This window comes from Phenylobacterium sp. SCN 70-31 (genome assembly GCF_001724605.1).
In the GTDB taxonomy this organism is placed as follows: Bacteria; Pseudomonadota; Alphaproteobacteria; order Caulobacterales; family Caulobacteraceae; genus Phenylobacterium.
Genome location: NZ_MEEX01000003.1, coordinates 197384 through 220899 on the forward strand (window position 1 = coordinate 197384; position 23516 = coordinate 220899).

14 protein-coding genes are annotated in these 23516 nt (G+C 71.8%); 2 read left to right on the forward strand and 12 right to left on the reverse strand.

Translation table 11 applies throughout. The features are described from left to right. Window positions 1–14: 14 nt before the first annotated feature. The 9 genes from ABS78_RS02165 to ABS78_RS02205 all read right to left on the reverse strand — a co-directional run bounded on the left by ABS78_RS02165 (window position 15) and on the right by ABS78_RS02205 (window position 13454). Window positions 15–914, reverse strand: a complete 900-nt coding sequence (locus ABS78_RS02165; protein WP_293374411.1) for a fumarylacetoacetate hydrolase family protein — start codon at window positions 912–914, stop codon at window positions 15–17. A 126-nt stretch (window positions 915–1040) separates the two neighbouring features. Then, window positions 1041–2204 (reverse strand): FMN-dependent L-lactate dehydrogenase LldD, encoded by a 1164-nt coding sequence (gene lldD / locus ABS78_RS02170; RefSeq protein WP_293374413.1) that lies wholly within the window; start codon window positions 2202–2204, stop codon window positions 1041–1043. 49 nt (window positions 2205–2253) lie between these two features. Next, the gene (locus ABS78_RS02175; RefSeq protein WP_293374415.1) at window positions 2254–3879 is read right to left on the reverse strand and encodes a carboxylesterase family protein; all 1626 of its coding nucleotides are present in this window, start codon (window positions 3877–3879) and stop codon (window positions 2254–2256) included. Between the two features lie 41 nt (window positions 3880–3920). Continuing rightward, window positions 3921–5585, reverse strand: a complete 1665-nt coding sequence (locus ABS78_RS02180) for an ankyrin repeat domain-containing protein (protein WP_293374417.1) — start codon at window positions 5583–5585, stop codon at window positions 3921–3923. A gap of 2 nt (window positions 5586–5587) precedes the next feature. Then, window positions 5588–6886 carry a DUF1552 domain-containing protein gene (locus ABS78_RS02185; protein WP_293374418.1) on the reverse strand — a complete coding sequence of 433 codons (1299 nt, stop codon included), beginning with the start codon at window positions 6884–6886 and terminating at the stop codon, window positions 5588–5590. Further along, a complete protein-coding gene (locus tag ABS78_RS02190; protein ID WP_293374420.1) occupies window positions 6883–9408 on the reverse strand; it encodes a DUF1592 domain-containing protein in 2526 nt (841 codons plus the stop codon). Before ABS78_RS02190 ends, ABS78_RS02185 begins: the two co-directional genes overlap by 4 nt. Window positions 9409–9551: 143 nt before the next feature. Further along, a complete protein-coding gene (locus ABS78_RS02195; RefSeq protein WP_293374422.1) occupies window positions 9552–11564 on the reverse strand; it encodes a PQQ-binding-like beta-propeller repeat protein in 2013 nt (670 codons plus the stop codon). A 39-nt stretch (window positions 11565–11603) separates the two neighbouring features. Then, on the reverse strand, window positions 11604–12950 hold the full coding sequence (locus tag ABS78_RS02200) for an amidohydrolase family protein (protein WP_293374424.1): 1347 nt from the start codon (window positions 12948–12950) through the stop codon (window positions 11604–11606). Between the two features lie 12 nt (window positions 12951–12962). Beyond that, window positions 12963–13454 carry a hypothetical protein gene (locus ABS78_RS02205; RefSeq protein ID WP_293374426.1) on the reverse strand — a complete coding sequence of 164 codons (492 nt, stop codon included), beginning with the start codon at window positions 13452–13454 and terminating at the stop codon, window positions 12963–12965. A 686-nt stretch (window positions 13455–14140) separates the two neighbouring features. On the opposite strand from ABS78_RS02205, the gene ABS78_RS02210 reads away from it, so the two are divergent. Further along, window positions 14141–14953 carry a glycine zipper 2TM domain-containing protein gene (locus ABS78_RS02210; protein ID WP_293374428.1) on the forward strand — a complete coding sequence of 271 codons (813 nt, stop codon included), beginning with the start codon at window positions 14141–14143 and terminating at the stop codon, window positions 14951–14953. 102 nt (window positions 14954–15055) lie between these two features. Here the strand turns inward: ABS78_RS02210 and ABS78_RS02215 are convergent, their stop codons facing one another. From ABS78_RS02215 to ABS78_RS02225, 3 genes are read right to left on the reverse strand one after another with little or no spacing between them, the layout of a single operon-like run. Then, window positions 15056–18202: a CHAT domain-containing protein gene (locus tag ABS78_RS02215; RefSeq protein WP_293374430.1), complete on the reverse strand. Its 3147-nt coding sequence runs from the start codon at window positions 18200–18202 to the stop codon at window positions 15056–15058. Further along, on the reverse strand, window positions 18199–20919 hold the full coding sequence (locus ABS78_RS02220) for a filamentous hemagglutinin N-terminal domain-containing protein (protein WP_293374432.1): 2721 nt from the start codon (window positions 20917–20919) through the stop codon (window positions 18199–18201). The genes ABS78_RS02215 and ABS78_RS02220 overlap by 4 nt, the downstream gene beginning before the upstream one ends. Next, entirely contained in the window at window positions 20919–22472 is a 1554-nt protein-coding gene (locus ABS78_RS02225; protein WP_293374434.1) for a ShlB/FhaC/HecB family hemolysin secretion/activation protein, read from the reverse strand. Before ABS78_RS02225 ends, ABS78_RS02220 begins: the two co-directional genes overlap by 1 nt. A gap of 342 nt (window positions 22473–22814) precedes the next feature. Between ABS78_RS02225 and ABS78_RS02230 the strand changes: the two genes are divergently transcribed. Further along, window positions 22815–23516: a superoxide dismutase gene (locus ABS78_RS02230; protein ID WP_293374436.1), complete on the forward strand. Its 702-nt coding sequence runs from the start codon at window positions 22815–22817 to the stop codon at window positions 23514–23516.

The following is a 23516-nucleotide window of genomic DNA, read 5'->3' on the forward strand; positions in this document are numbered from 1 at the left end:
GCCCCGCCCGGCCGTTAGGCCAACGCACGGGCGTCACGCCGGGCGAACATCGCCTCCGCTTCGGGCGCCTCGAAGGCGATAACCCGCTGCCGCTGTTCGCCCAGGCGCTCGATCCCCAGCCGGACTTCGTCGCCGACCTTGAGGTAGATGGGGTCCGGCCGCTTGCCCTCCCCCACCCCGGGCGGCGTCCCCGTGATCAGCAGATCGCCCGGATGGAGGGTCAGGAACCGGCTGACGTAGGCGATGCACTCGGCCACGTCGAAGATCATCGTCCGGGTGTTGCCGGTCTGCATCCGCACGCCGTTCACGTCCAGGAACATGTCGAGGTCCTGGCAGTCGGCGATCTCGTCGGGGGTCGCCAGCCAAGGGCCCACGGGGCCGAAGGTGTCGCACCCCTTGCCCTTGTCCCACTGGCTCCCCCGCTCCTTCTGAAAGGCGCGCTCCGAGACGTCGTTGGCGAGGACGAAGCCGGCGACGTGCCCGAGGGCCCGATCCGCGGGAACATGGCGCGCCGTCGCGCCGATGATCACGCCCAGCTCCACCTCCCAGTCCAGCTTGGTGGCGTCGCGAGGCATGACGATGGGATCGTCCGGGCCGTTCAGGCACGAGATCGCCTTGGTGAAGAAGATGGGCTCGGGTGGGACCGGGAGTCCCGACTCGGCGGCGTGGTCGGCGTAGTTGAGCCCGATGGCGATATACTTGCCGATACCGGCCACGGGCGTTCCGAGCCTGGGAGCGCCCTCCACCACCGGCAGGCTCTCGATATCGAGGGCTCTCAGCGCGGCCAGGCCCTGCGGCGTGATCTGGCGGGCCGAGATGTCCGCCACCACGCCCGACAGATCGCGAATGCGACCTTCCGCATCGAGGAGTCCCGGCCGTTCCTGACCCAGCGGGCCGTAGCGCAGCAATCTCATACCCGACACTCCTCCCATCCGGCGACGCATCGCCAAATGCCACTATATGGAATGATCGAATATATTGTGAAATACGCCGGGTCAAACGTCTTTGGCCCGCGCGCGGCGGCGACGCGCCGAGGCGGATCAGCCTCGCCGGCCCACGGCTCCCTCGGTCAGCGCGTCGCGGTCGAGATCGCCGACCCGGGTCACGCCCGTCAGCGCCAGGGCCACCCGCATCTCGGCCTCGATCAGTTGCAGCAGGTGCGCCACGCCGGCCTGGCCGCCGCCGCCCAGCGCATAGGCCCAGGCCCGTCCCAGGAGGACGGCGCGGGCGCCCAACGCCAGCAACCGCACGACGTCCAGGCCCGAACGCACGCCGCCGTCGGCCAGGATCTCCAGCCGGTCGCCGACGGCGTCCACGATCCGCGGAAGGGCCTGCGCCGTCGAAAGCACCCCGTCCAGCTGACGCCCGCCGTGGTTCGAGACGACGATTCCCTCAGCCCCCATGTCGGCCGCCGCCCGGGCGTCCTCGGGGTCCAGGATTCCCTTGATCACCAAGGGGCCACGCCATTCGCTGCGGATGAGGTCGAGGTCGCGCCAGGTGGTCGCCGGATCGAAATTGTCGCGCATCCAGCGGAAGAAGTCCTCGAGCCCTGTCCGCCCCTTCAGGACCGGCGCGACGTTGCCGAGCTGGTGGGGGCCGCCGAGCAGGCCGACGTCCCACGCCCACTCCGGTCGCAGCGCCGACTGCCAGGCGCGCCGCGCGGCGCCCGCCAGCCCCGGCGCGCCCGCCAGGCCCGACCGATAGTCCCGGTAGCGCGAGCCCGGCGCCGGCATGTCGACGGTGAAGACGAGGGTCGAACACCCCGTCTCCCGCGCGCGCGCCAGGAGTTCGCGCATGAAGCCCCGGTCGCGGATCATGTAGAGCTGGAACCAGATGGGGTCCCGGACGCCGGCGACGACTTCTTCCAGCCCGCAGGCCGAGACGGTCGAGAGCGTGAAGGGCACTCCCGCGGCCTCGGCGGCCCGCGCGGCCTGAACCTCGCCGCGCCGCGCGTTCATGCCGGCGAGCCCGATGGGTCCCAGGGCGACGGGCAACGCCATCCGCCGCCCGAAGAGAGAGGTGGAGAGATCCAGATCCGAGACGTCCCGAAGGACGCGCTGGCGCAGCACCACGTCCTGAAGGTCGGCCACATTCCGTCGCAGCGTCACCTCGGCGTACGATCCGCCGTCTATGTACTCGAAAAGGAACCGCGGCAGCCGGCGCTTCGCCAGTTCCCGATAGTCCAGCGCCGAAGCGGCCTTCATGGCGCCCCCTCCCTCACACGGGCGGGGCGCGTGGCCGCCGCCGGCTACATCAGTTTTGCGCGGGCCGTTCCCGCGCGATCTTCAACCCGTGGAGGAACTCGACGTTCTCCCGCCCCGGGAACGGCGCGACCGCGATCGTGTCGCCCAGTTCGATCAGGCGTTCGTCGGCCGGATCGTAGGGCGGCGCCCGCAGGTCGCTCAGGCTGGGATCGCCCGTGCGGGCGAAGGCCACCAGCATGTCGGACATCCGGTCGGCGAGCCGCCGGTCCCGGTCCGTCCACCGCCGCGTCTCCCGGTCGAAGTTCACGGCGTCGAGGTTGTTCAGCCAATAGGCCGGGTCGGCCGAGTGGTAGGCGCCGGCGGTCGATGGGTCGAAATCCATGAAATCGACGCCGGGGGCGAACGGATGCGCCCGTGAGAACATGTAGACATAGGCCTTCCGCCGCCCGGGCCCCGTCTGCCCCATCGCCCAGCGGCGCATCGCGGCGCCCAGGGTGATGTCCCGACTGGCGCGCCGGGCCTGGTCGCGCCAGTCGGCGCCCGATGCGGGATACAGCGACAGCAGCCGGTCGGCGTCGGCGGGATACATCGCCCGCGCCGCGGCCACATAGGCTTCCGGCGTCCGCGCGGCGAACAGGTCGCCATAGCCCTCGTCCCGCGTGAACCCGACGAAGACCCCCACGTCGCTCTGCTCGCGCGCTGCGAAGATCTCCATCGGCGACCGCGGCATGAACCAGCCGTCGATGCTGGGCGGCCCCACGTTCTGCTGCATGATCCGGTCGGCGGCCATCCGGCGCATCTCGGCGATCCCGCCGGCGTTCAGGGCGGCCTGCGCCGCCAGGCCCCGCGCCTCGGCCTCGCTCCGGGGAACCATCTCGCCCGCTTCCCACGTCAGCGAGCTGGCGCTGACGCCCATGGCCCGATGAAACAGCCCGCGACCGAGCGGACTGGCCTGCAGGGCGGAGACCGAGACCGAGCCGGCGGAATGGCCGACCACCGTGACGTTGTCCGGATCGCCGCCGAACGCGGCGATGTTCGCCTGCACCCAGCGCAGCGCCGCCACCTGGTCCAGGAAGCCATAGGCCCCCGAGGCGTTGTGCGGGTCCTCCCGAGCCAGCTCGGGATGCGCGAGGAACCCCAGTGCGCCCCCGCGATAGTTGAAGGCCACGTAGACGACCCCCTTGCGCGCCAGGGCTTCCCCCCGCTCGCGCGGCGTCGAGGCCGAGCCCCGGGAGAACGCGCCGCCGTAGATCCAGACCACCACCGGCAGACGCGCCGACGCCGTCTTCGCCGGCGTCCAGAGATTCAGATAGAGGCAGTCCTCGCTGACCGGCTCGGGGCCCGAGTAGAAGAACTGGCCCGGCCCGCGCCCACTCTGCATGCAGGCCGAGGGATAGCTCACCGCATGCCGCACGCCCGTCCAGGGGACGACCGGCGCGGGCGGACGCCACCGCCGATCCTCCACCGGCGGCGCGGCGAAGGGGATTCCAAGGTAGGCCCTGACTCCCGAACCCGTCTCCAGGCCGGCGACCCGGCCGCCCGTCACCGTGACGGGGTCGCCCGGCGCCGGTCGATCCACCACCTGGGCCGCCGCCGGACCGACGGGCCCGAGCCCGACCATGAGCCCGGCCAGCGCGGCCGCCAGAGCCGCGCCGAACTGAAAGCGCTTCTGCAAACCCCTGCTCCCTCGCAAGTTCCCGCCAGCGGTCGACCCGATCACCGCGACCGCGATGCGCCCGCGTCGGCCAGGGCGCCGCGGCGCGCCGTCACGCGCTTGAACGCGTCGGAGGTGTAGGTTTCGCGGACCACGTCCCGCGTCGGGCCGCCGCCGAGCGGGCCTTCCCGTTCCAGGGCGTAGCGGAACCGCTCCTGCGCGTCGGCGAGTTCCAGCGGCGTCTCGCCCTGGTCGTTCTTGGCCAGGACCGGCGCCCCCCGCGCCACCAGCAGTTCCACGACCCGGTCCGACCCGGCCACGGCGGCGATGTGCAGGATGCCTTGCCCGCTGCGGCGCTCGCTCTTGGCCTCGACCGGATCGGCGACCTCGTCCGCCGGATCGTATCGCCGCCTGACGTCGCCGCCCCGATCCACGATCGCGCGGACCACCGCCGGATCGTTGCTCTGGACCGCGACCGAGAGCGGCGTGTGGCCGTCCTTGCGGAGACGGTTCGGATCGCCGCCGTGCTGCGCCAGCAGCGCGATCAGCTTGGCGCTGTGCGCCGTCGCGGCGATGTGGAACGGCGTCGATCCGGGCGGCGCGGGATTGACCCGCACCGCGCCCACCGGCCCCGGCGTGGGATGGAGCGTCGGCCGGTTGGGGTCGGCGCCCGCCGCCAGCAGCCGCTCCACCAGCACCAGCCCCTCCGCCTCGTTCGGCGGCGGCTGAGGCGCGAGGCGCTCGGCCTGAGCGACCGACCGCGGCCTGACGCCCACGCTCTCGCTCAGCGACAGGCCCAGCACCGCGCCATGCAGCGGCGTGTAGCCGGCGCGGTCGGCCACATCGATGCGGGCTCCTCGGTCCAGCAGAAGGGTCGCGATCTCGGGACTCGGCGAGAACGTCAGCGACCGTCCGTCGGACGAACGCCATTGGTAGAGCGACGCCAGCAGCGGCGTCGTCCCGTCGGCGGAGGCCTGATCCACGTCGGCGCCCGCGTCCAGGAGCAGGCGGACCACATCCACGTTCCGGCTGCGGACGGCGAAGATGAGGGCGGTGTCCCCGCCCGCCCTGGCGGTGAAGTCCCCGTCGTTGTTCCAGGGAATTCCCGTCACCCCGAGGGTCGCGTTCATGGGCGTGTAGATCGTGGCGGTGACGTCCCAGGACTTGGTCGCCAGCCGCGGGTCGGCGCCCTTCTCCAGGAGCATCCTGGCGACGGCGGGATTGTCCGCCGCCCACATGAGCGCGGTCTGCCCGAACCGATCCTCGCGCGCACGGGCGTCCGCGCCGTGGGACAGCAGGATCTGGGCGATGCCCGTCGCCCCCAGGCGGATCGCCGTCATCAGGGGCGGCTCGCCGCCCTCGCGGGTCCGGTTCGGGTCCGCCCCCTTTTCGAGCAGCGCCTTCACCAGCGCCTCGTCGTCGTTGGCGACGGCCAGCGCCAGCGGGGTCACGCCGCGCACGTCGGCGACGTTGGGATCGGCGCCGGCCGCCAGGAGCGCGCTCACGAGCGCGTGGTTGGCGCGCATCACCGCCCAGGCGAGCGCCGTCGCGCCGTTCTCGTCCCGGGCGTCGATGTCGACCTGGCCTCGCACCAGCGCCAGGGCCTCGGTCCCCACATCGTCGCGCGCGGCGGCGAGCAGGCGGTCCGAAGACGCCGTCGCGCCCGCGCCCGAAGCGATCAGCGTCGCCGACAGGCCGGCGATGGCGAAGTAGCGCGCCCTCAACATCCTCAGATCCCCAAGCGGTTGAACATGCCGGTGCTGTCACCGAGCTTCTCGGTCGGAATCCCCAGCTGATCGAGCAGGCTGAGGTGGAGGTTCGTGAGCGGCGTCGTATCGCCCTGGAGCTTCACCATCCGGCCCCCGCGCACGCGGCCCGCAGCGCCGCCGGCCAGCATCACCGGCAGGTCGCGCTGGCTGTGGACGGTCGGATTCGACAGCGAGCTGCCGAAGAGGATCAACGAATTGTCCAGCAGCGTCCCGCCGGCCTCGTCGATCGAATCCAGCTTCGAGAGGTAGTAGGCGAACAGCTCCGATTGGGTGACGTTCACCCGGTGCAGCACCTCCAGCTTCGCCGGGTCGTAGTTGTGATGCGACGCCTCGTGATGCTGCATGCTGACGTTGAGGTGCGGGAAGGTGATCGTCGAGGCCTCCTTCTGGGTCATGAAGGTGACCACGCGCGTCAGGTCGGCCTGGTAGGCGAGAACCTGGAGGTCGAACATCAGCTTGACGTGCTCGACCCAGCTGTCCGGAACGCCGGGCGGGCGCGTGGCCTCCGGGAGTTCGGCGGTGCGCTCGGACGCGATGCGGATGCGGCGCTCGACGTCGCGGATGGAGTCCAGGTACTGGTCGAGCTTGCGGCGGTCGGCGGGGCCGAGGCGGCGCTTGAGCGCGCCGATCTGCGCCACCACCGAATCCAGGGTGCTCTGATCCATCGCGTCCCGGCGGGCGACGGCCTGGGCGTCCACCTTGCCCCCGTCGCCGAACAGGCGCTCGAAGACGATGCGGGGATTGCGCTCGTAGGGCAGCGGCGTGGTGGCGTCGCGGTACGCCACGCCGCCGAACTGGCCGACGGCCTCGGTGCTCAGCTCGAGCGAGCCGAACTGGGTCTCGCCGCTCAGCTTCGCCGCGGCCAGCTGATCCATGGACGGCCCCAGGTTCACCTTGTCCCGCGCCATCTCCACGCCCGTCAGCCAGGACGTCACAGCCCGGTCGTGGAAGCCCGGCTTCTCCCGGTCCGGGTCGGACGACATCCCGGTCACGAAGAGAAGCTTCTGCTTGTGGCCCTCCAGCGGCGCGAGGCCGGCCCCGAGTTTCAGGGTCCCGCCCGCGTCGGTGGGCGTCCACCGGTCGGCGACCACCCCGTGCGGATAGTAGACCACGCCCAGCCGGCGCACGGGCGCCGCCGCCGTCGTGCGTTCCGCGGCGAGCGCGGGGTGCATGGCGTCGAGGAACGGCAGGGCGATGGCGATTCCGGCGCCCCCGCGGAGCAGGGCGCGACGAGAGAGATGCCTACGGGCGATGATCATGACGCTTCACTCGCTTGTCTCATCTGGAACGGCGTGCTGGTGACGATCCCCAGGATCAGGTCGTGGACGCGGTAGCCCCCCGTCTTGCTCTCGCGCACCACCCGGCGCACCGCCGGCTGATCCCGGCCGTCCAGCGGTCGGCCGAGCGCATAGGTCATCATCCGGGCGACCGTCGCGCCGACGAACTCGTCGGAATGGCTCAGCAGCATCCGGCGAAGACCGTCGGGACCCGAGAACGTCTCGCCGTTGGGCAGTTCGCCCGACGGGTCGACCGGCCCCCCTTCGTCGCGGACCCGCCAGCGGCCGATCACGTCGAAGTTCTCCAGCGCGAAGCCGAACGGGTCCATGCGGGAGTGGCAGCTCGAGCAGACGGGGCTGGCGCGGTGCCGCTCCACCTGTTCCCGCGTGGTGAGCTGGCGGCCGTCGCGCGGGCTCTCGTCCAGGGGCGGTACGCCGGCGGGCGGCGGCGAGGGCGGCGAGTTGAGCAGGTTGTCCAGGATCCACTTGCCGCGCAGCACCGGCGACGTCTTGTTGGTGTGCGAGGTGAGCATCAGGACGCTGCCATGCCCCAGCACCCCGCCGCGCTGGGTGTTCGCGGCGAGCTGAACCCGCCGGAAGCCCGATCCCTTCACCCCCGGAAGCCCGTAGATGCCGGCGAGGCGCTCGTTGATGTAGGTGTACTCGCCGTTGATGACGTCGAGCACACTGCGGTTCTCGCGGATGACGCTGCGCAGGAACAGTCGCGTCTCCTCGGCGAAGGCCTCCCTCAGGCCCGGGTCGAACTCGGGGTAGGCCTTGGCGTCGGGCTGGATGTTCGCCAGCTCGCCCAGCGCCAGCCATTGCGCCGCGAAGTTGTTGACCAGGGCGTCGGCCTTCGGATCGGCCAGCATGCGCCGAACCTCGGCCTGCAGCACCGCGGGCTGCTTCAGCCGTCCCCGGCTGGCCAGGTCGAGCAGGCGATCGTCGGGAATGGTGCTCCACAGGAAGAACGAGAGGCGCGAGGCCAGCTCGAAATCCGAGATGCGATGGGCCTGTCCCGGCTTCGCCGATCGGGGGTCGAACTCCAGGCGGAAGAGGAAGCCGGGCGACACGAGGACGTCCCGCATCGCCGCCGCCAGCGCATGGTCGAAGTCGAGCTTCGTCCGGGCCGTCGCGTAGGTCGCCAGGAAGGGGCGGAGATCCTCGCCCGTCACGTCCCGCCGGAAGGCGCGGCGCGTGAGGTTCCGGAGGATCCGCTCGGCGCAGGCGGCCTCCTGGGACGCCTTCTCGGGCCGGCAGGCCAGGACGTCCGACCGGGCGGCCCGGCGGGTCGTCGGAACGACGTCGAACGGCCCCGAGATCTCGGCGCGCGCGACCACGGGCGGGCCACTGGCGGCGCCGAACGCAGCCTCGCTCGCCGTGGGGCCGCCGATCTCGAATTCCTTCACCTTCTGTCCGCCGAGGAAGAACAGCAGGGTCGGGCGCACCGCCGATCCCTTGACGTCCAGGGGACCGCCCCAGGCCGAGCCGCCCGGTCCGGCCAGCCCCGGCACCGGCCCTTCGGGCAGCGCGCGATCCTTGGGGAAGGTGACGACGAAGGTGTGCAGGCCGGGCTTCACGTGTACGCGCGTCCGGAAGAAGCGCACGCCCTCCAGCGGGGTCAGCGCCTCGTCGTTCAGGAAGGCGCGCAGCTCGTACTCGCCCTCGTGAGGGAAATACTTCCGGGCGACGACGCCGCCGCGCGTCTCGAACGGCGCGCCCTCGCCCAGCCAGGCGGCCTGGTTCTTGATGGCCGGGAACTGGTCGATGACCGGAGACGGGTCGCTGACGCCCAGCGCCAGTTCGCTCACCTGGCGGCCCACCCGCAGATAGCTCTCCATGAGCACCGGCGACATGGCGAGGGCGTCGCCGATGTTGTCGAAGCCTGCCGCCAGGGCGTCGGCGGGCAGTTCGGAGGCGAACGGGAAGTCGATCCCCAGCAGATCGCGCACCGCGTTGCCGTACTCGGTGCGGTTCAGCCGCCGCACCACGGTCCGGCCCGCGTAGGGCCGCTTCACGGCGTTCTGATCCAGCTCCGTCACGAGCGACGCCACGAAGGCGTGCGCGACCTTGGCGTCCGCCCGCCGGACTCGCGGCGGCGGCATCTCGCCGGCCGCCACCCGCCGCACGACCTTTTCCCACAGGTCGGCGTTGGCGCCGGGATCGGCGCTGGAGACTCCTTCCAGGGTCAGGTCGCCGGCCTTGCCTCGCTTGCTGTGGCAGGTGGCGCAGTAGGTCTTGACGAAGGTGTCGCGGCCTTCGGGGGTCTCCAGCGACTTCAGCAGGGCTTCGTCCACGGCCGGCGCCGCCGGCGCCGAGGCGCGTTGGACCGTCGCGTCCGGCGCAGATCCGCCCGGCGCCGTCCCCTGAGCGCCGGTCGCCGAAGCGCCGGCGGACGAGAGGGCCAGGCCGGATACGCCCACCCCGACGCCGATCGCGACCGCCACGGCGGCGGCGGTTAGCAGTCGGGAAAACGGCGTCGATGGGTCAGGACTACGCTTCATCTTCAAAAATCCCGAAAACGCACGTTCCTCGACCCATCGCCGGGCACTCTCGGCAAGGGCCGAGAGGCGGTCAAGGGAACCTGGGTTGCAGTCTCACAAAATGAGATGAGCCCGGCGCTTGGCGACGATCGCCGGGCTTGGCCTCAGCCGGGCAGCCGGTAGACGACCAGCTCGGCCGGCTTGCCCAGCATGCCGACGGCGACGGCGAGGTACTGCCGCCCCCCCACGCTGTAGGTCATGGGCGAGCCCGTGACCCGGCCCGCGAGCTTGACGGCGCCCCGCTCCTCGCCCGTCGCCTTGTCGTAGGCCCGCAGCCAGCCGGTATGCTCGCCGTCCGGAGCGGTCGTCGTCGTCCCGTCTCCGGCGATGATCAGCGTCTTGGTGACCAGGACGCCCACCTTGCCGCGGTTGCCGGTGCGGGGCACGTCCACCCCCTTGAGCGCCGGATGGTTCCGCACCTCGTCGGGCGTCTCGCCGTGCGCGGTCTGCCAGACGTGCTCGCCCTTGTTGAGGTCGATGGCCGTGATCCGCCCGTAGGGCGGCTTGAACAGCGGCAGCCCCTGGACGGTCGGCACCGCCATCGAGGAGTCGGCGCTCCCGTCGGGGGCCGGGGCCTGGCCCAGCATGCCGACGTTGTCGGTGACCTGCGGGTCGCCCGGCACGATCCCCAGGGCGGAATAGGCGCTGTTGGAATAGATGTAGAAGAGGTTGGTCTCGGGGTCGAACGCGCCGCCCGGCCACTGCGCGGCGCCCTGGCCCGTGGCGGCCACCAGCGTCGCCAGCGGCCGAGGCCAGCGGCTCGCCGCCGGCGGCGTGAAGATCGGCCCGAGCTTGTAGTCGCCCGCGATCTTCACCGCCTCGGCCCGGAGCGCGGGCGTGAAGTCGATCAGGTCGTCGATCGAGGTCCCCTGCGCATCGAACGCGGGGGGCTTGGTGACGTGCGGCTGGGTGGGCGAATACCATTCACCCGGCGCGTCGCCCTTGGGGACCTTGCGCTCGGGAATCGGCCAGACCGGCTTTCCTGTCTCGCGGTCGAGCACATAGAGCCAGGCGTTCTTCTGGGCCTGCGCGATCGCCTTGATGCGTCGCCCGTTGACGGTGATGTCGGCCAGGATGGCCGCGCAGGGCACGTCGTCGTCCCAGATCCCGTGATGCACCATCTGATAGTGCCACCGGCGTTCGCCGGTCCTGATATCGACCGCCAGCAGGCTCTCGCCGAACAGGCCCGCGCCGGGACGGGCGCCGCCGTACCAGTCGCCCGTCGGCAGCTCGACGCCGAAGTAGACGAGACCCAGCTCCGGGTCCGCGCTCATCTGGGCCCACGAACCGGCGTTGCCCGTGTAGATCTCCGAGCCGTTGAGCCAGGTCTCGTGGCCGAATTCGCCCTTCTGCGGGATCGTACGGAAGGTCCAGAGCCGGCGGCCCGTGCGCACGTCGTACGCGCGGATGGCGCCCTTGATGTTCGACTTGCGCGGAAATGTGGACGGCTGATGCGCCGCGCCGATCACGATGACGTCGTCCACCACCAGCGGCGCGGCCGCCAGGCCGATGTCGGCGGTGTCGAGATCCACGTCGGTGTCCGGAAGCTCCTTGCGCAGATCGACGCGCCCGCGCTCACCGAAGCCCGGCAGCGGCGCGCCGGTCTTCGCGTCCAGGGCCACCAGCTGGTAGCCCGGCGTCACGTACAGGATCCGTTCCTCCTGGCCGTCGGTCCAGTAGGCCAGGCCACGGCCCGACTGCATCCGCGGCCCGCGGCGGCGGCCCTCGTCGAGATTGTACTTCCAGAGGAGTTCGCCGGTCGTCGCGTTCAGCGCCACCGCCGCCCGGCGCGTCCCCGCCGTCATGTACATCACGCCGTTCACCATCAGCGGCGTCGCCTGCAGGTTCACCTCCGGCGACGGCCCCAGGTTGTCGGGCTTGAAGCGCCAGGCCACCCGGAGCCGGTTGAAGTTCCCTCCGTCGATCTGTGCGAGGGGCGAATAGCGCTGGCTGCGGAGATCGCCGCCGTAGGTCCTCCATTCGCCGGTCCCGGTGCTGTAGGCGGCCCATCCGTCCGGACGGGTCTGGCCCAGAGCCAGGGCCGGCGCCGCGGCGGCGGCGAGGAACGTGCTCCCGCCCGCCAGCAATGCGGTCCGTCGAGTCAGGTGTTCAGGCATGGCGTTTCCCTCCGACGACTTGTCGTTGTTGGTCTTTTTTCATTCACCGCGTGGCGTGAGCCGGCGGCCCGCGATGTACACGGCGTGGATCTTCCGCGTGTTCAGGATGTCGGCCGTCGGATCGGCGTCCAGCACGACGATGTCGCCCCAGCGGCCGGCCTCCAGCACGCCCAGGTCCTCGGCCCCCAGGAACGCCGCGGCCGTCGCCGTGGCCGCGGTCAGCGCCTGCGTCGGCGAGAACCCGGCCTCGACCATCAGGGCGAGTTCTTCGTGCGCCGAATATCCGCCCAGACGCCCCGGCGGGCCGGCGTCGGTCCCGAACCCCAGCTTGACGCCCGCGGCCGCGAGCCGCCGGGCGTTCGCCTGTGCCATGGCCAGATGCTCCGGATAGTCGTGGAAATGAGCGCCCCCGCGTATGGCTTCGCGGCGGGACGGGCTCCCGATCACCTCCAACGTCGCGGGCGAGGCCCCGCGACGGAAGAACGCGTCGTCCAGATACGCCTCGGGTTCGGCCAGCCTGAACATGGCCGACTCGCGGGCCAGCGCCTCGGCGATCTGCCACACGCCCCGCGTCTTCATCGCGTCGATCAGGTCCTGATCGACCGGCTGGTCGCGGACCATGTGGGCCAGGCCGTCCACGCCCTGCGCGACCAGGCGCTTGGCGTCCGCCAGGTAGAAGACGTGCGCGACCACCTTCAGTCCGCGCGCGTGCGCAGCCTGGATCGCGGCCAGGGTCACGTCGGGGGGCATCGTCGGCGCCGCGCCGAGATTGTCGTCCACCCAGAGCTTGATCAGATCGACGCCCTTGTTGGCCTGTTCGTGGACCGCCCTGGCGGCCTCGTCCGGCGTGGCCACGGGTCGGTTGAGACCCGCGACGCCCCCGAACCCGTCCTTGAAGACGAGGCCCTGCCCCGCCGTGAACACGCGCGCCATCGTGGGGCGTCCGGCCCGCTGCTCGGCCCTGAGCGCGAAGATGGAGTCCCGGTCGGTTCCCAGCGTCTGGACCGTCGTCACGCCATAGGCGGCGTAGACGCCCAACTCGCGCTCGACCGCGTCGCGGGTGTAGTTCCCGATGTCCTGCCGCATGTCGATCGTGATGCCGACATGGGTATGGAGGTCGATCAGCCCGGGCATGACGTACTTGCCTTGGAGGTCGATCACCTCCGCGCCGGGCGCGACCGTCAGGGCGCGGGTCGGACCGACCCAGGCGATGCGTCCGTCGCGCAGGACGAGCGCCGCGTCGGGAAGCGGGGACCGCCCCGTCCCGTCTATGAGCGTCACGCCCCGCAGCACCGTCGTTTCCGCGGCCGCCGGCGCGACGCCGAGGCTGAGGGCGGCCAGGACGGGGGCCGCAAGGCTCGCCAGCCAGGTGAGGATGCGCGGCATCTCGACGCCGCCTCAGGAGGCCGGCGACGCTGGAGCGTCCGGCAGCGGCGCTGTGGGAGCGGCGGCGGCGGGCGGCGGCGCGGCGGGATAGGCGACGGAAAGGTAGTCCACGATCTCCTTGATCTGGTCGCTCGTCGCGGTCATCCCGTGGCCGACCATCATGCCGACGATCTGGTTCCAGCCGGCGCGTGTGCGGCCCACATCCGTCGCCCGCGAGAGTTCGTGGCACATGCCGCAGACCGCCTCGAAGGTCTCGAGCCCGCGCATAGGGTCCGGCGCCTCGACAGTCGCCGGCGCGGCCTCCACAGGCGGCTCCTCGCCCGTCCAGCCGACTGCGGGCGCGCTCCCCGATGCGGCGACGATCGCCACCACGGCCACACAGGCAGTCCGGTACGCGGCGGCACGCTTGAGCATTCGAACCCTCGAAAGAACCAGGACGGCGAACAAATAGAATTGTGGTTCATAATGTGGGATTTTTAGGAAGGCCAGCGCTTTGTTGCCCATCGCCGGCCGATCCGCGGGCCCTGCGGACGCCGCCCTATCTCCGCAGACCGCCCACCGCCGCATCGCAAAGGGGCGCCCAGCCGCCGGCCTGAGGTCGACAGCCCGCTGAGCGGCTTCGGGAAGGGCCGCCATCGCTCAGGCTTGTGCAGTCCCGCTGTTCGCGGTGGTGCGGGCGGCCGGGGTCGAACCGGCACGAGCCTCACGGCCCTACGGATTTTCGTACCACTTCGGCTTTCGCCGCCGCCCGCCTCGCGGAGGCGGGACGTTCGTGGTCTGGACTATCCCTTCGCCCTGGCCTCCAGGCCATCGGCCCTCGGGCTACAGGCGCCGCCCGTCTAGTCTCTACACCTTCCAGAGGAGCGCCCTCCCCTGGCTTGGCTCGGGATTCCCATCTGACAGGGTTCCCCGAATTTGAGCGGTTCTACGTCTGGGGTTTCCCCCGGCGCACTCGAAGCCGAAGCCCAAGTCCGTTGCGTCTACCAATTCCGCCACGCCCGCGTGACGGCCCGGCTTGCCACAGCCGGGCGACGTCAGTCCACAGGGATTGAAGCTCCGCCCCACCCGAGACATCGCGCCCGAGACACCGCGCGCGCCGCCCGACGGATTCCCCACACACGCGAGACGTGCAGGGCTTGGCCTTCCCATGCGAGTTGGCTCATCATGGGGGAAACGTCCAGGAGGACCCCATGCCCCGTCTCGCGACCGCTTCCGCCCTCGCCGGCTTCGCCCTGGCGCTCGCCGCGCCCCAGGGGGCCTCGGCCCAGGGCCTCGGCTCTCTCTACGGCTGCGACGCGGCCGGCAGCGGCAACACCACCGGCGCGGTGGTCGGCGGCCTGGTCGGCGCCCTGGCCGGCAGCCAGATCTCGAAGAACGAACGCACCCTGGGCGCCGTCATCGGCGCAGGCCTGGGCTCGATGATCGGCAACAACATCGGCTGCCGGATGGATCGCAAGAGCGCCCAGGACGCCCAGGTGGCGTTCGAGCGCGCCCTCGACACGGGACGTCCCCAGACCTGGAGCGATCCGACCACCGGCGCGACCGGACGCATCGAGGTGATCGGCACGACCGGCGGCAACTACGGCGGCGGCTACGGCGGCTCCCAGGGTTATACGGGCCGCTGGCGCTACGCCTCGGGCGTCACCCCGGCCACCCGCGCCAGCGACGTGGGCGGAACCTATACGGCCAACAGCCGCATCAACATGCGCGCGGGTCCCAGCACCAACGCCGCCGTCGTCGACCGCCTGCGGCCGGGCGAGGAGATCGAAGTGGCGGGCGGCGTCGCCGGCGGCTGGCTGGCCGTGATCGAGGACGGCTGGATCCAGGGCTACGTCTCGCGCGGCGTGGTCACGCCGGCCGGCGGCGGCTATGGCGGAGGCCAGGGACGCGGCGAGTGCAAGACCGTCGTCCAGACCATCAACGAACGCGGCCAGCCCAGCTACACCGAGCGCCTCAACGCCTGCCGCGACCGCAACGGCGTCTGGCAGGTCAACCGCGCCTGACGCCGCTCCGAAAGCTGCGCTCCGACGCGGCGGTCGACCGTCGCCGCGTCCTTTTCTCCGGTTGATGCGCGGCGGTCTGCGTCCGCCGCGCCCCTTTCCCGGCTAACGCGCGGCGGTCTGCGTCCGCCGCGCAAGGCCCGGCAGCGCCCGCGCCCCGTCGCCCACCAGGGTGAACGGCGCCCAGAAATAGGGGTGGGCGTGATCGGCTTCGGCCTGCAAGGCCGCCTGCGACTGCTGCAACGCCTCGGCCATGCTGGGGGCGGACGACGCGAACAGGCCCGTCATCAGCCGCACCGAGGCTTCGGAATCCACCGACCAGTGCGACACCACCATGGCTCGCGAGCCGGCGTAGACCATCGCCCGGGTGAGGCCGCCCAGGGCTTCGCCCCCGCCGGTCAGCCCCGTCCGGTCCACGCTGGCGCCGCGGCCGCCCGTGTCGCACGCGGCCAGAACCACGAGGTCGGCGTCGATGCGAAGGTTCAGGATCTCGCTCGAATCCAGCAACGCGTCCGAATCGTCACCGCCCAGCGAGGTCACCAGCGCCGGCTCGGGCACGCAGGCGTCGGGCTGGGGCAGGAGGCCGTGGGTGGCGAAGTAGAGCACCTGATAGTCGTTCAGGTCGCTGCGGCCGCGGATGGCGTCGTCGGTGAACTCGGCCCCCACGACCACCGCGCCGGGAGTCCCCAGGCTCGCGCCCACCTGCCGCACCTCGGCCGCCGTTTCGGGTAGGGCTTCCATGCGCAGCAGCGCGTTGCGCGTCTCGCCGCACACCCGTTCCAGCGCCGCGCTGCGGCGGACGAACGAGCGCGTGACCGAGGTGAACGCCCGCGCCTCGGCGCGCGGCATCGCCGGGTCGCCGAAGCCCAGGTAGGGTTGCTTGGCCGCCGAGGGCGCAAAGGCCCGCGACTGGAGGAAGCTGGCACCAGAAACCGCCAGCGACGAACTCACGGTCTTGCCCAGCCACGCGGTGCGGACATAGTCGGTCTCGCCGTCGGCGCCCTTGCGGATCGAGCCCGCGTCGGTGACGAACAGCGCCACCGGCAACGAAACCAGCGGCCCTTCCGGCTCATAGACCAGGTGCCGCGAGGCCAGGACCTCCGCCTTCACAGGACCGAACAGCTTGTCGAACATCGCCGCCGAGGCGGCCGCGTCGAACGGAATCAGGCTCTCGGTCGGCTCCAGCGGCTCGCGCAGCCGCCGGACCGCGGCGTCCACCTCGGCGCGCCCCATGTCCACCGCATACGGCCGGACCGACGTCTTCGTCAGCAGGACGCCGTAGGTGCGTGCGCCGAGGGGCAGCAGCTTCACGTAGGATTCGTCCGGCTTCAGCGCCGCCTGGATCTCGGCCGCCGAGGCGCCGGGCGCGACGAGCTGGTTGTAGCGGGGGTTGGCCGCCAGCATCCGCGCCTCGAGCCCGTCGGCCTCGGCCTGCTCGACGTTCAGGATGATCTCCATCTGGGCCCGGACGTCGTCGGTGTAGAGGCCCTCGGCCTGGAGGGCGGCGATCTGGCTCTCGGTGGCCCGCACCCGCCGCCGCGCATCCTCGAACGCCCGCGACAGCCCGGCGATCTGGCCGTCGCCCGCCGCGACGCGGGCCGCCAGGCGGTTGACCGTCTCGGCGGTGGCGCTGGACACTACCGTCTGGCTGGCGTCGAAGAAGCGCGCGCCGTACTCGCCGGCCCGCGCCGGGTCGCGCGCGATCGCCTTCAGCAGCAGGTCGAAATAGGGCGCCGAGGCGTTGGCCGAGTCCCCCAGGCCGCCCCGTTGGGCGCGGAAGATCTCCATGGCCCGCCCGAACGTCGCCAGGGCGACGTCGTCCTGGCCCGCGGCCGCCTGTGCGCGGCCCAGGTCCAGCAGCAGCGCGCCCTCGCCCGCGCTCCCCGCATGCCGCGTGCGCAGCACGCCGAGCGCGCGCTGATAGCCCGCCGCCGCCTGAACCGCGCGGCCCTCGCGCAGATCCAGTTCGGCGAGGTCGGCCGTCACCCGGCTCTGGAGCCAGGCTGTCAGCCGACCGAGCGCGGCGCTGCGGACGAGGATGTCCTGGGCCCGCATCAGCGCCTGACGCGCCTCGGCGACCTGGCCCTGCATCGCCAGCGACGTACCGATCGCCTGCCACGCCTGGGCGTCCTGGATGGCGAGCTGTTCGGCCTGACTCACCCGCGGCGCCTCGATCTGGCTCTGCGCCGGCGATGGCGCGTTCAGCCGCCGCGCCGTGCCCGGGTCGATGACCAGCGGGCCGTCGGCCCCGGCGGTCGCCGGGCGGCCGGCCGTGGTGGCCGCCGCCCCCTGGGTATGGACCTGGGCGCGCAGGCTCAGCGCGGCGCGGGCGTGCCGCACCGCCTCGTCGAACCGGCCGCGGTTGCGGGCGTGGAGCGCGCGATAGTTCAGGCTTCGGGCCCGCAGCGTCGGGTCGTCGGCCGGAATCAGCGCCTCGGCGTCGGCGAAATAGGCCTCGGCCTCCTCGAACCGTCCGCTGTTCGAGATGTTCATGGCCAGGTTCAGCGTCGCCTCGGCCCGCGCCGCCGGCGGGGCGTTTCGCGCCTCGCCCTCGGTCACCAGCGCCCGGAAGGCCGTCTCGGCCTCGTCGAACCGCCATTCGTTGTTCTGGACGTAGCCGCGGGCGCGCAGGCGCTCGGGATCGACAGCCGCCGCCGCTTCGGCCGCCGCCAGGCCCGCCATGTTCGGGAAGTCCGCCGCGATCTCGGCCTGGGCCGCCGAGGTCTGGATCTGGGTCGCGACCGGCGCCTTGGCCAGGCCGAGCGCCACCTTCAGCCCCGTCTCCAGGATGTCGGACAGAGGCGCCAGCCCTTCGACCGCGGTGACGGCTCCGCCCTCCTCCGCCGTGAACACCACATAGGGCGCGCCCTCGGTCCCGCCCAGTCGGCACGCCGCCAGCGCGCCGGGCAGGCCGCCGGGGGCCGCCTGGGCCGGCGCGCACTGCGCCCGCACGGCCAGCGCCTCGCGCCAGGCCGAGGCCCGCGGGGTCGAGAGCTGATAGAGGCGCCCCAGGGTGGTGGAATAGCCGCGGCAGCGGATGCGCCAGGCGCGCCCCTCGCCGCTCTGCGCCAGCGGGTCCTGGTAGTCGCGCACGGCCTCGCAGACCGCGCCGCTGGCGCCGCTCTGGCCCAGCGGGAACACCTCGGGAAGCGATGTCGCCCGGGCCTGGCCCAGCGCGGGTCCGGCGGCCAGGACGGCCCCGACGGCGACGAGCGACGCCGACAGCAGTGCATGGGTCTTGAGCGGGCTCATCGGTCCCTCCGCCAGATCTCTTCGTTGCCGGCGCCGGTGGTCACGGCTTCCGCTTCGCGTTCGTCGTCGTCCAGCGGCGACGGCGGGGTCAGGATGGGCGGATCCAGCGCCCCCCGTGGACCCGCCGGCTGGAACTGCTCCACCCGGAACTGGTTGGCCGGCGTGAAGGTCGCGCAGCCGATGCCCAGCGGGCAGCCGTTGATGCGGATGGCGCCCGATGTTGTGTCGCCCGGTTCGCGCACGATCCGGCTCGAGAACGCCCCGGCCCGGCCGATCGAGAGCAGCCCGTCGGCGGTGGCGAACGCCCCGAACAGGTCGCCCACCTGCGCGCGGCCCAGGGTCAGCAGCGGCTCGCTGGCCGCGATCCCCTCGCCCGTGAGGTACAGGCCCGCCTCGGTGCTCAGGCCCGTGTTCTGCTGCACGATGCGGTCGTTGGCGGTGAGCGTCACCGCGCCCGCCACCATGAACAGCCGGTCCACCTCGTCGTCCACGGGCGCCACGCCCGCGGGCAGGCCGGCGCCGATGTCGATCTGGTCCGCCGGCACGGGCGAGATCAGGTCGATGAACCGCGGCGAGCCGATGAGGATGTCGTTGGTCGCATGCATCCGGACGCTCCGGAACGCCCGCACGTCGGTGAAGCCGGCGACGGCGTCGCCCGACGCCGACCCGATCGACCCCGTCACGATGATCGCGCCCGGCGCCCAGGGGCTGGCCGCCTCGGGCATGCCGATCTGGAGATCGCCGCCCGGCGCCGTGACGCTGAGCGCGCCGCCGATCCGGACCTCCCGGCCCGAGTTGGCCGCCAGGGTCAGGCGCGGGATGCGGGTGGGGTCGATCGTCAGGTCACCCACCTCGATGTCGGCGAAGGTCAGGACGGGCTCGTTGATCGTCGTCGCCGTCTGGCCGGCGTAGATGGTCAGCCCCCCGGTCACCCGGATGCGCCCGATCTCCTCGTCGGTGAGGCCGGGATCGTCCGCGCCGCCGATGATCAGGGGGCCCGACGGCGAGGTCAGCTCCAGGATCAGCTCGCCCGCCGTCAGGCCGGCGAGCAGGTCGAGGTTGCGCGTGCGGATGCGCGCCTCGCCCGAAATCGACACGGATCCCAGCCGGGCCGAAGGCGATTCGAGGTTCAGCGTGGGTCCCGAGATCGAGCTGATGACGGCCGGGCCGCCCGTGCCGACCCGCACCGAGGTCGACCCCGTGAGCGAACTGGCCGTGACGCCGAGGGCCGAGCGGATGTCCAGGTCGACGCCGCTGACCGAGCCGACGGTGATCGTCTCGTCGGAACTGATCCGCGTGTAGCCGCCCGTGCTCAGCGACGACAGGTTCACCGGCAGGGTGGCGAAGATCTGGGTCTGTCCGCCCGAACTCAGGGCCGCGCCCGTGATGGACGAGCCGATCAGACGGATCTCGCCCCCGGCCGTCGCCGCCCCCACGTTCAGCACGCCCGGCCCGTTCGGTCGGCCGGCGGCCGCGGCGCCGGGCGTCACGAAGATGTCGGTCCGCGCCGTGAGCCTGGGCGTGCTGACCGATCCCGAGGTGTCGATGATCATGCCGCCGAAGTTGATGCCGGTGTCGCCAGACGACAGGCCGCCCGACCCCACGCTGATGTTCCGGGCCGCGACCAGCAGCCCCTGGCCGGCGCGGACGCCCGTGTCCACGGTCAGGTCGCCGATCGAACCGGTGCCGGTCAGGTAGATGTTCACGTTGCCGATGGCGTTGATCTCGCCGATCCGCACCGAACCGGTTGTGACGCCCGCGACCTGCTGCGTCTCCTCGCCATGACCCACCTGGCCCAGCACGATGTTGCGGCCGGTCGAGATGGTGACTTGGCCGTACCGGGTCTCGGACGACGCCCCCACCAGGAGGCCCGGGGCGTTGATGAGCTGGCTGGTCACCGCCGCCCGGCTCATGGCCAGCAGATAGACGTTGGCGCCCGTCGTCTGCCCGGCCAGGTTCAGCGCCTCGGAGAACGGCGTCCCCGCCGCCGCGTTCGGCACCTGGAAGGTGAAGAACGCCAGGTCGTTGGCCCCGATCGGGATGAAGGTGATGTCGTAGGTGTCGACCCCGCCGTAGGCGGCGGTCCCCAGGTCGCCCGCGTTGATCGTGGCCCCGGCCTCGGACGTCACCCGCGGCGCCACGAAAGCCAGGTGGCCCCGCCCGGTGAACGTGCCGCCCCCCGCGATCGTGACCGGCCCGCCGCTGCCCGACCCGGTGAAGCGCATCGTCAGGTTGGACGGGTTCAGGAACTGGGCCGGGTTGACGGCCGCGCTCGTGGCCAGCAGCCCGCCGACGTTGGCCCGCGCGTTGGGGCCGAAGATCACGCCGTCGGGCGAGTAGAACCAGACGTTGCCGCCCGCCGTCGCGCCGGTGTCCAGGGGGAACCCGGCGCTGCGCGCGGCGCTGATGAAGCCGTTGATCTCGATGGGCCCGCTGGGCACCCGGTTGAGCGCGATCCAGTTGTTCTGCTCGAAGGCGTACGAAACCACCTCGCCCGCGGCCAGGTTGAAGCTGGTCCAGTCGATGATGGTCCGCGGCGCGTTGAGGTCGACGATCACCAGATCGGATCCCAGGGTGTTGATGAACGGCGCGCCGCCGCCGGCGCTCACCTGGAAGTTGCCGCTGTAGACCGGCAGGGCGGAGGCGCCGCTCGCGGCCGTCAGCGCGGCGAGGGCCACGCCGGCGGCCAGCCGGCGGAGACGTGTCGAGGCAGGCATCAGAAGAACCTCGCGGTGAAGTTGACGAGCAGCCGGCCCGGGGGCTTGCTGCGGTCGATGGCGCGCTTGTCCAGCGGCTGCGCGTAGCCCACATCCAGCATCCAGCGCTCCCGCACGGGGATCTGCACGCCGACGCCCACCGAGGTCAGGGTCTGGCTGAAGCCGGTGCGGTCGTGGTCGCTGGTGTGGGCGATGTCGAAGAAGGCGTACGGGCTGACGCTCAGGCCCGCCCGGGGCTGATAGGGCCCGCCCCGCAGCTCGAACGACGCGGCCAGGGCCTTGTCGCCGGTGACGTAGCCGGGATCGTAGCCGCGTCCCACGGTGAGCGAGCCCACCGAGAACTCCTCGTACGCCGCCAGGGGCTTGTCCGCATACTGCCCCGACACCTCCACATAGGCCGCGAGCGTGGGCGTCAGCATCGTGAGGATCGAACCCTCGGCGCTCAGGCTCCAGGTCGAGGGCCGGGCCTCGGCGCGCGACAGCAGTCGGTCGCCCTTGTCGGTCGCCCCGAAGACATTGAGGCCCTGCCGCAGGCCGACCTGGCCGCGCAGCAGGATCGGCCGGTAGCCGGAGTAGACGGTCTGGTCGGCCTCGGCCCGCACATAGGCGACGCGGAGTTCGTCGTCGATCAGCTTGGCCGCCCCGCCCAGGCTCGTGGTCTGGTCGATCACCTCGACACCGCCCGCCAGCCAGATGTTCTTGCGCCGGCTGCGCACCAGCGGATAGGCCGCCTCCACCGAACCGATCAGGCTTTCGCTCTTCAGCCCCAGCCCCTTCAGCGACCCGCCGGGATGGCTTTCGCCGTAGGCGAGGCCGCCGCGCACCACCAGGCCCTCCGACCCGAACCGCGCCTCGGTCAGCCCCTGGGCCACCCACTGCTCGTTCTTGATGGTGCGATAGAAGACCAGCGTGGTCCGTTCGCCGTAGCGGCTGCGCGCATTCAGGTCGTAGCGGCCGAGGAAGCCCCAGCGCCCGGTGGCGCGCGCCTGGAGGTTCTGGGCGTTGACGATCGCCTCCTCCTCGTCGCGCACGACATGAAGGTCCAGGTCCACCGCCCCGCGCTCGCCCGACGTGCTGGGCCGCACCGAGGCCCGCACCTGCATCCCCGGCACGTCCGAAGCCAGCAGGATGTAGCGCTGCACGCGGGCGATATCGAAGGGCGCCATGCCCCGTAGCCGCGCGGCGTAGCGCTCCAGCGCCGGCGCCGCCGGGCCGGGGTCGCCGCGCAGCGTGACGTTGGCGATCCGCGCCTCGATCACCTCCAGCGTCACCGCCCCGCCGTCGATCGTCTGGGCCGGGATCTCGACCCGCACGAGCAGGCCGCGGTCGAACAGCGCCTCGGCCACCGCATCGCGGATCTTGCAGAGATCGCCTGCGTCCCCGTCCGGCCGGTTCAGGAACGCCGCATAGGCGGGCGCCAGCTCGGTCGCCGGAACCGACTCCAGTCCTCTCAACGTCACCGAGGTCACGGTCAGCGCGGCCGGGTTCTCGGCCAGCGGACATGGCCCCGCGTCCGGCGCGCTGAACAGGTCGGCCGCCGGCGGCGCCTGCATCTGCGTACGCCCGGCGGGGTTCAGTTCCTGCCTTGACTGTGTCGTCGATTGCGCATGCGCCACGGCTGGCGCTACGGCGAACGCAAGCGTCGCCGCAGCGCCTGAAAGCGCTCGGTAAGCCCCCATATCCAACCCCTGGGGCGTCCCGTGTCGACGCCAGCGACCCCTTTCGGAGGTCTGGTTCGCCACAAGGACGGCTGCGGGCCAGCCCTCCTTGCGACTCCGCGCAATTCACACTGTTCCAGGGGCGATGCGCAATGGGAATCTCGACGCCGTCCCGGAACGGGTCGCGCCGGCGGGTGTTGGAGAGGTCGAAGCCTTCCCCGTCTCCCGGAGCCCGCCATGTACGTCCTGCCCGACCTTCCGTACCCCGTCGATGCGCTCGCGCCCTTCATCTCAGCCGACACCATGCGCACCCACCACGGCAAGCACCACAAGACCTACGTCGACAAGACCAACGACCTGGCGCCCAAGGCCGGGCTGGCCGGCCGGCCGCTGGAGGACGTGGTCCGCGAGGCGCACCGCAAGGGCGACAAGCCGCTGTTCAACAACGCCGCCCAGGCCTGGAACCACGCCTTCTTCTGGCGCTCGATGCGGCCGGCGGGCGGCAAGGGCCCGTCCGGCGACCTCGAAGCGGCGATCGAATCGGCGTTCGGCGGCCTGGACGAGCTGCGCGACGCCTTCGTCGCCGAGGGAGCCGGCCACTTCGGCTCGGGCTGGGCCTGGCTGGTGACGGGATCGGACGGCCTGAAGGTGATCTCGACCCATGACGCCGACGACACCCTGATCAAGGACGGGATCTATCCCCTCATCGTCTGCGACGTCTGGGAGCACGCCTACTACCTGGACCACAAGAACGACCGGAAGCGGTTCCTGGAGCGCTGGTTCGACAACCTCGCCGACTGGGACTTCGCCGCGGAACAGCTTGCGGCCGCAGGAAGCCGCGGCGAAGGCTTCCGCTATCCGCCGCCGGTCGACGACGCGTCCAAGGCCGCCGCCGTGAAGGGCAAGGACAAGTCGGGCGAGCGCCGGGCCGGAGCCTGA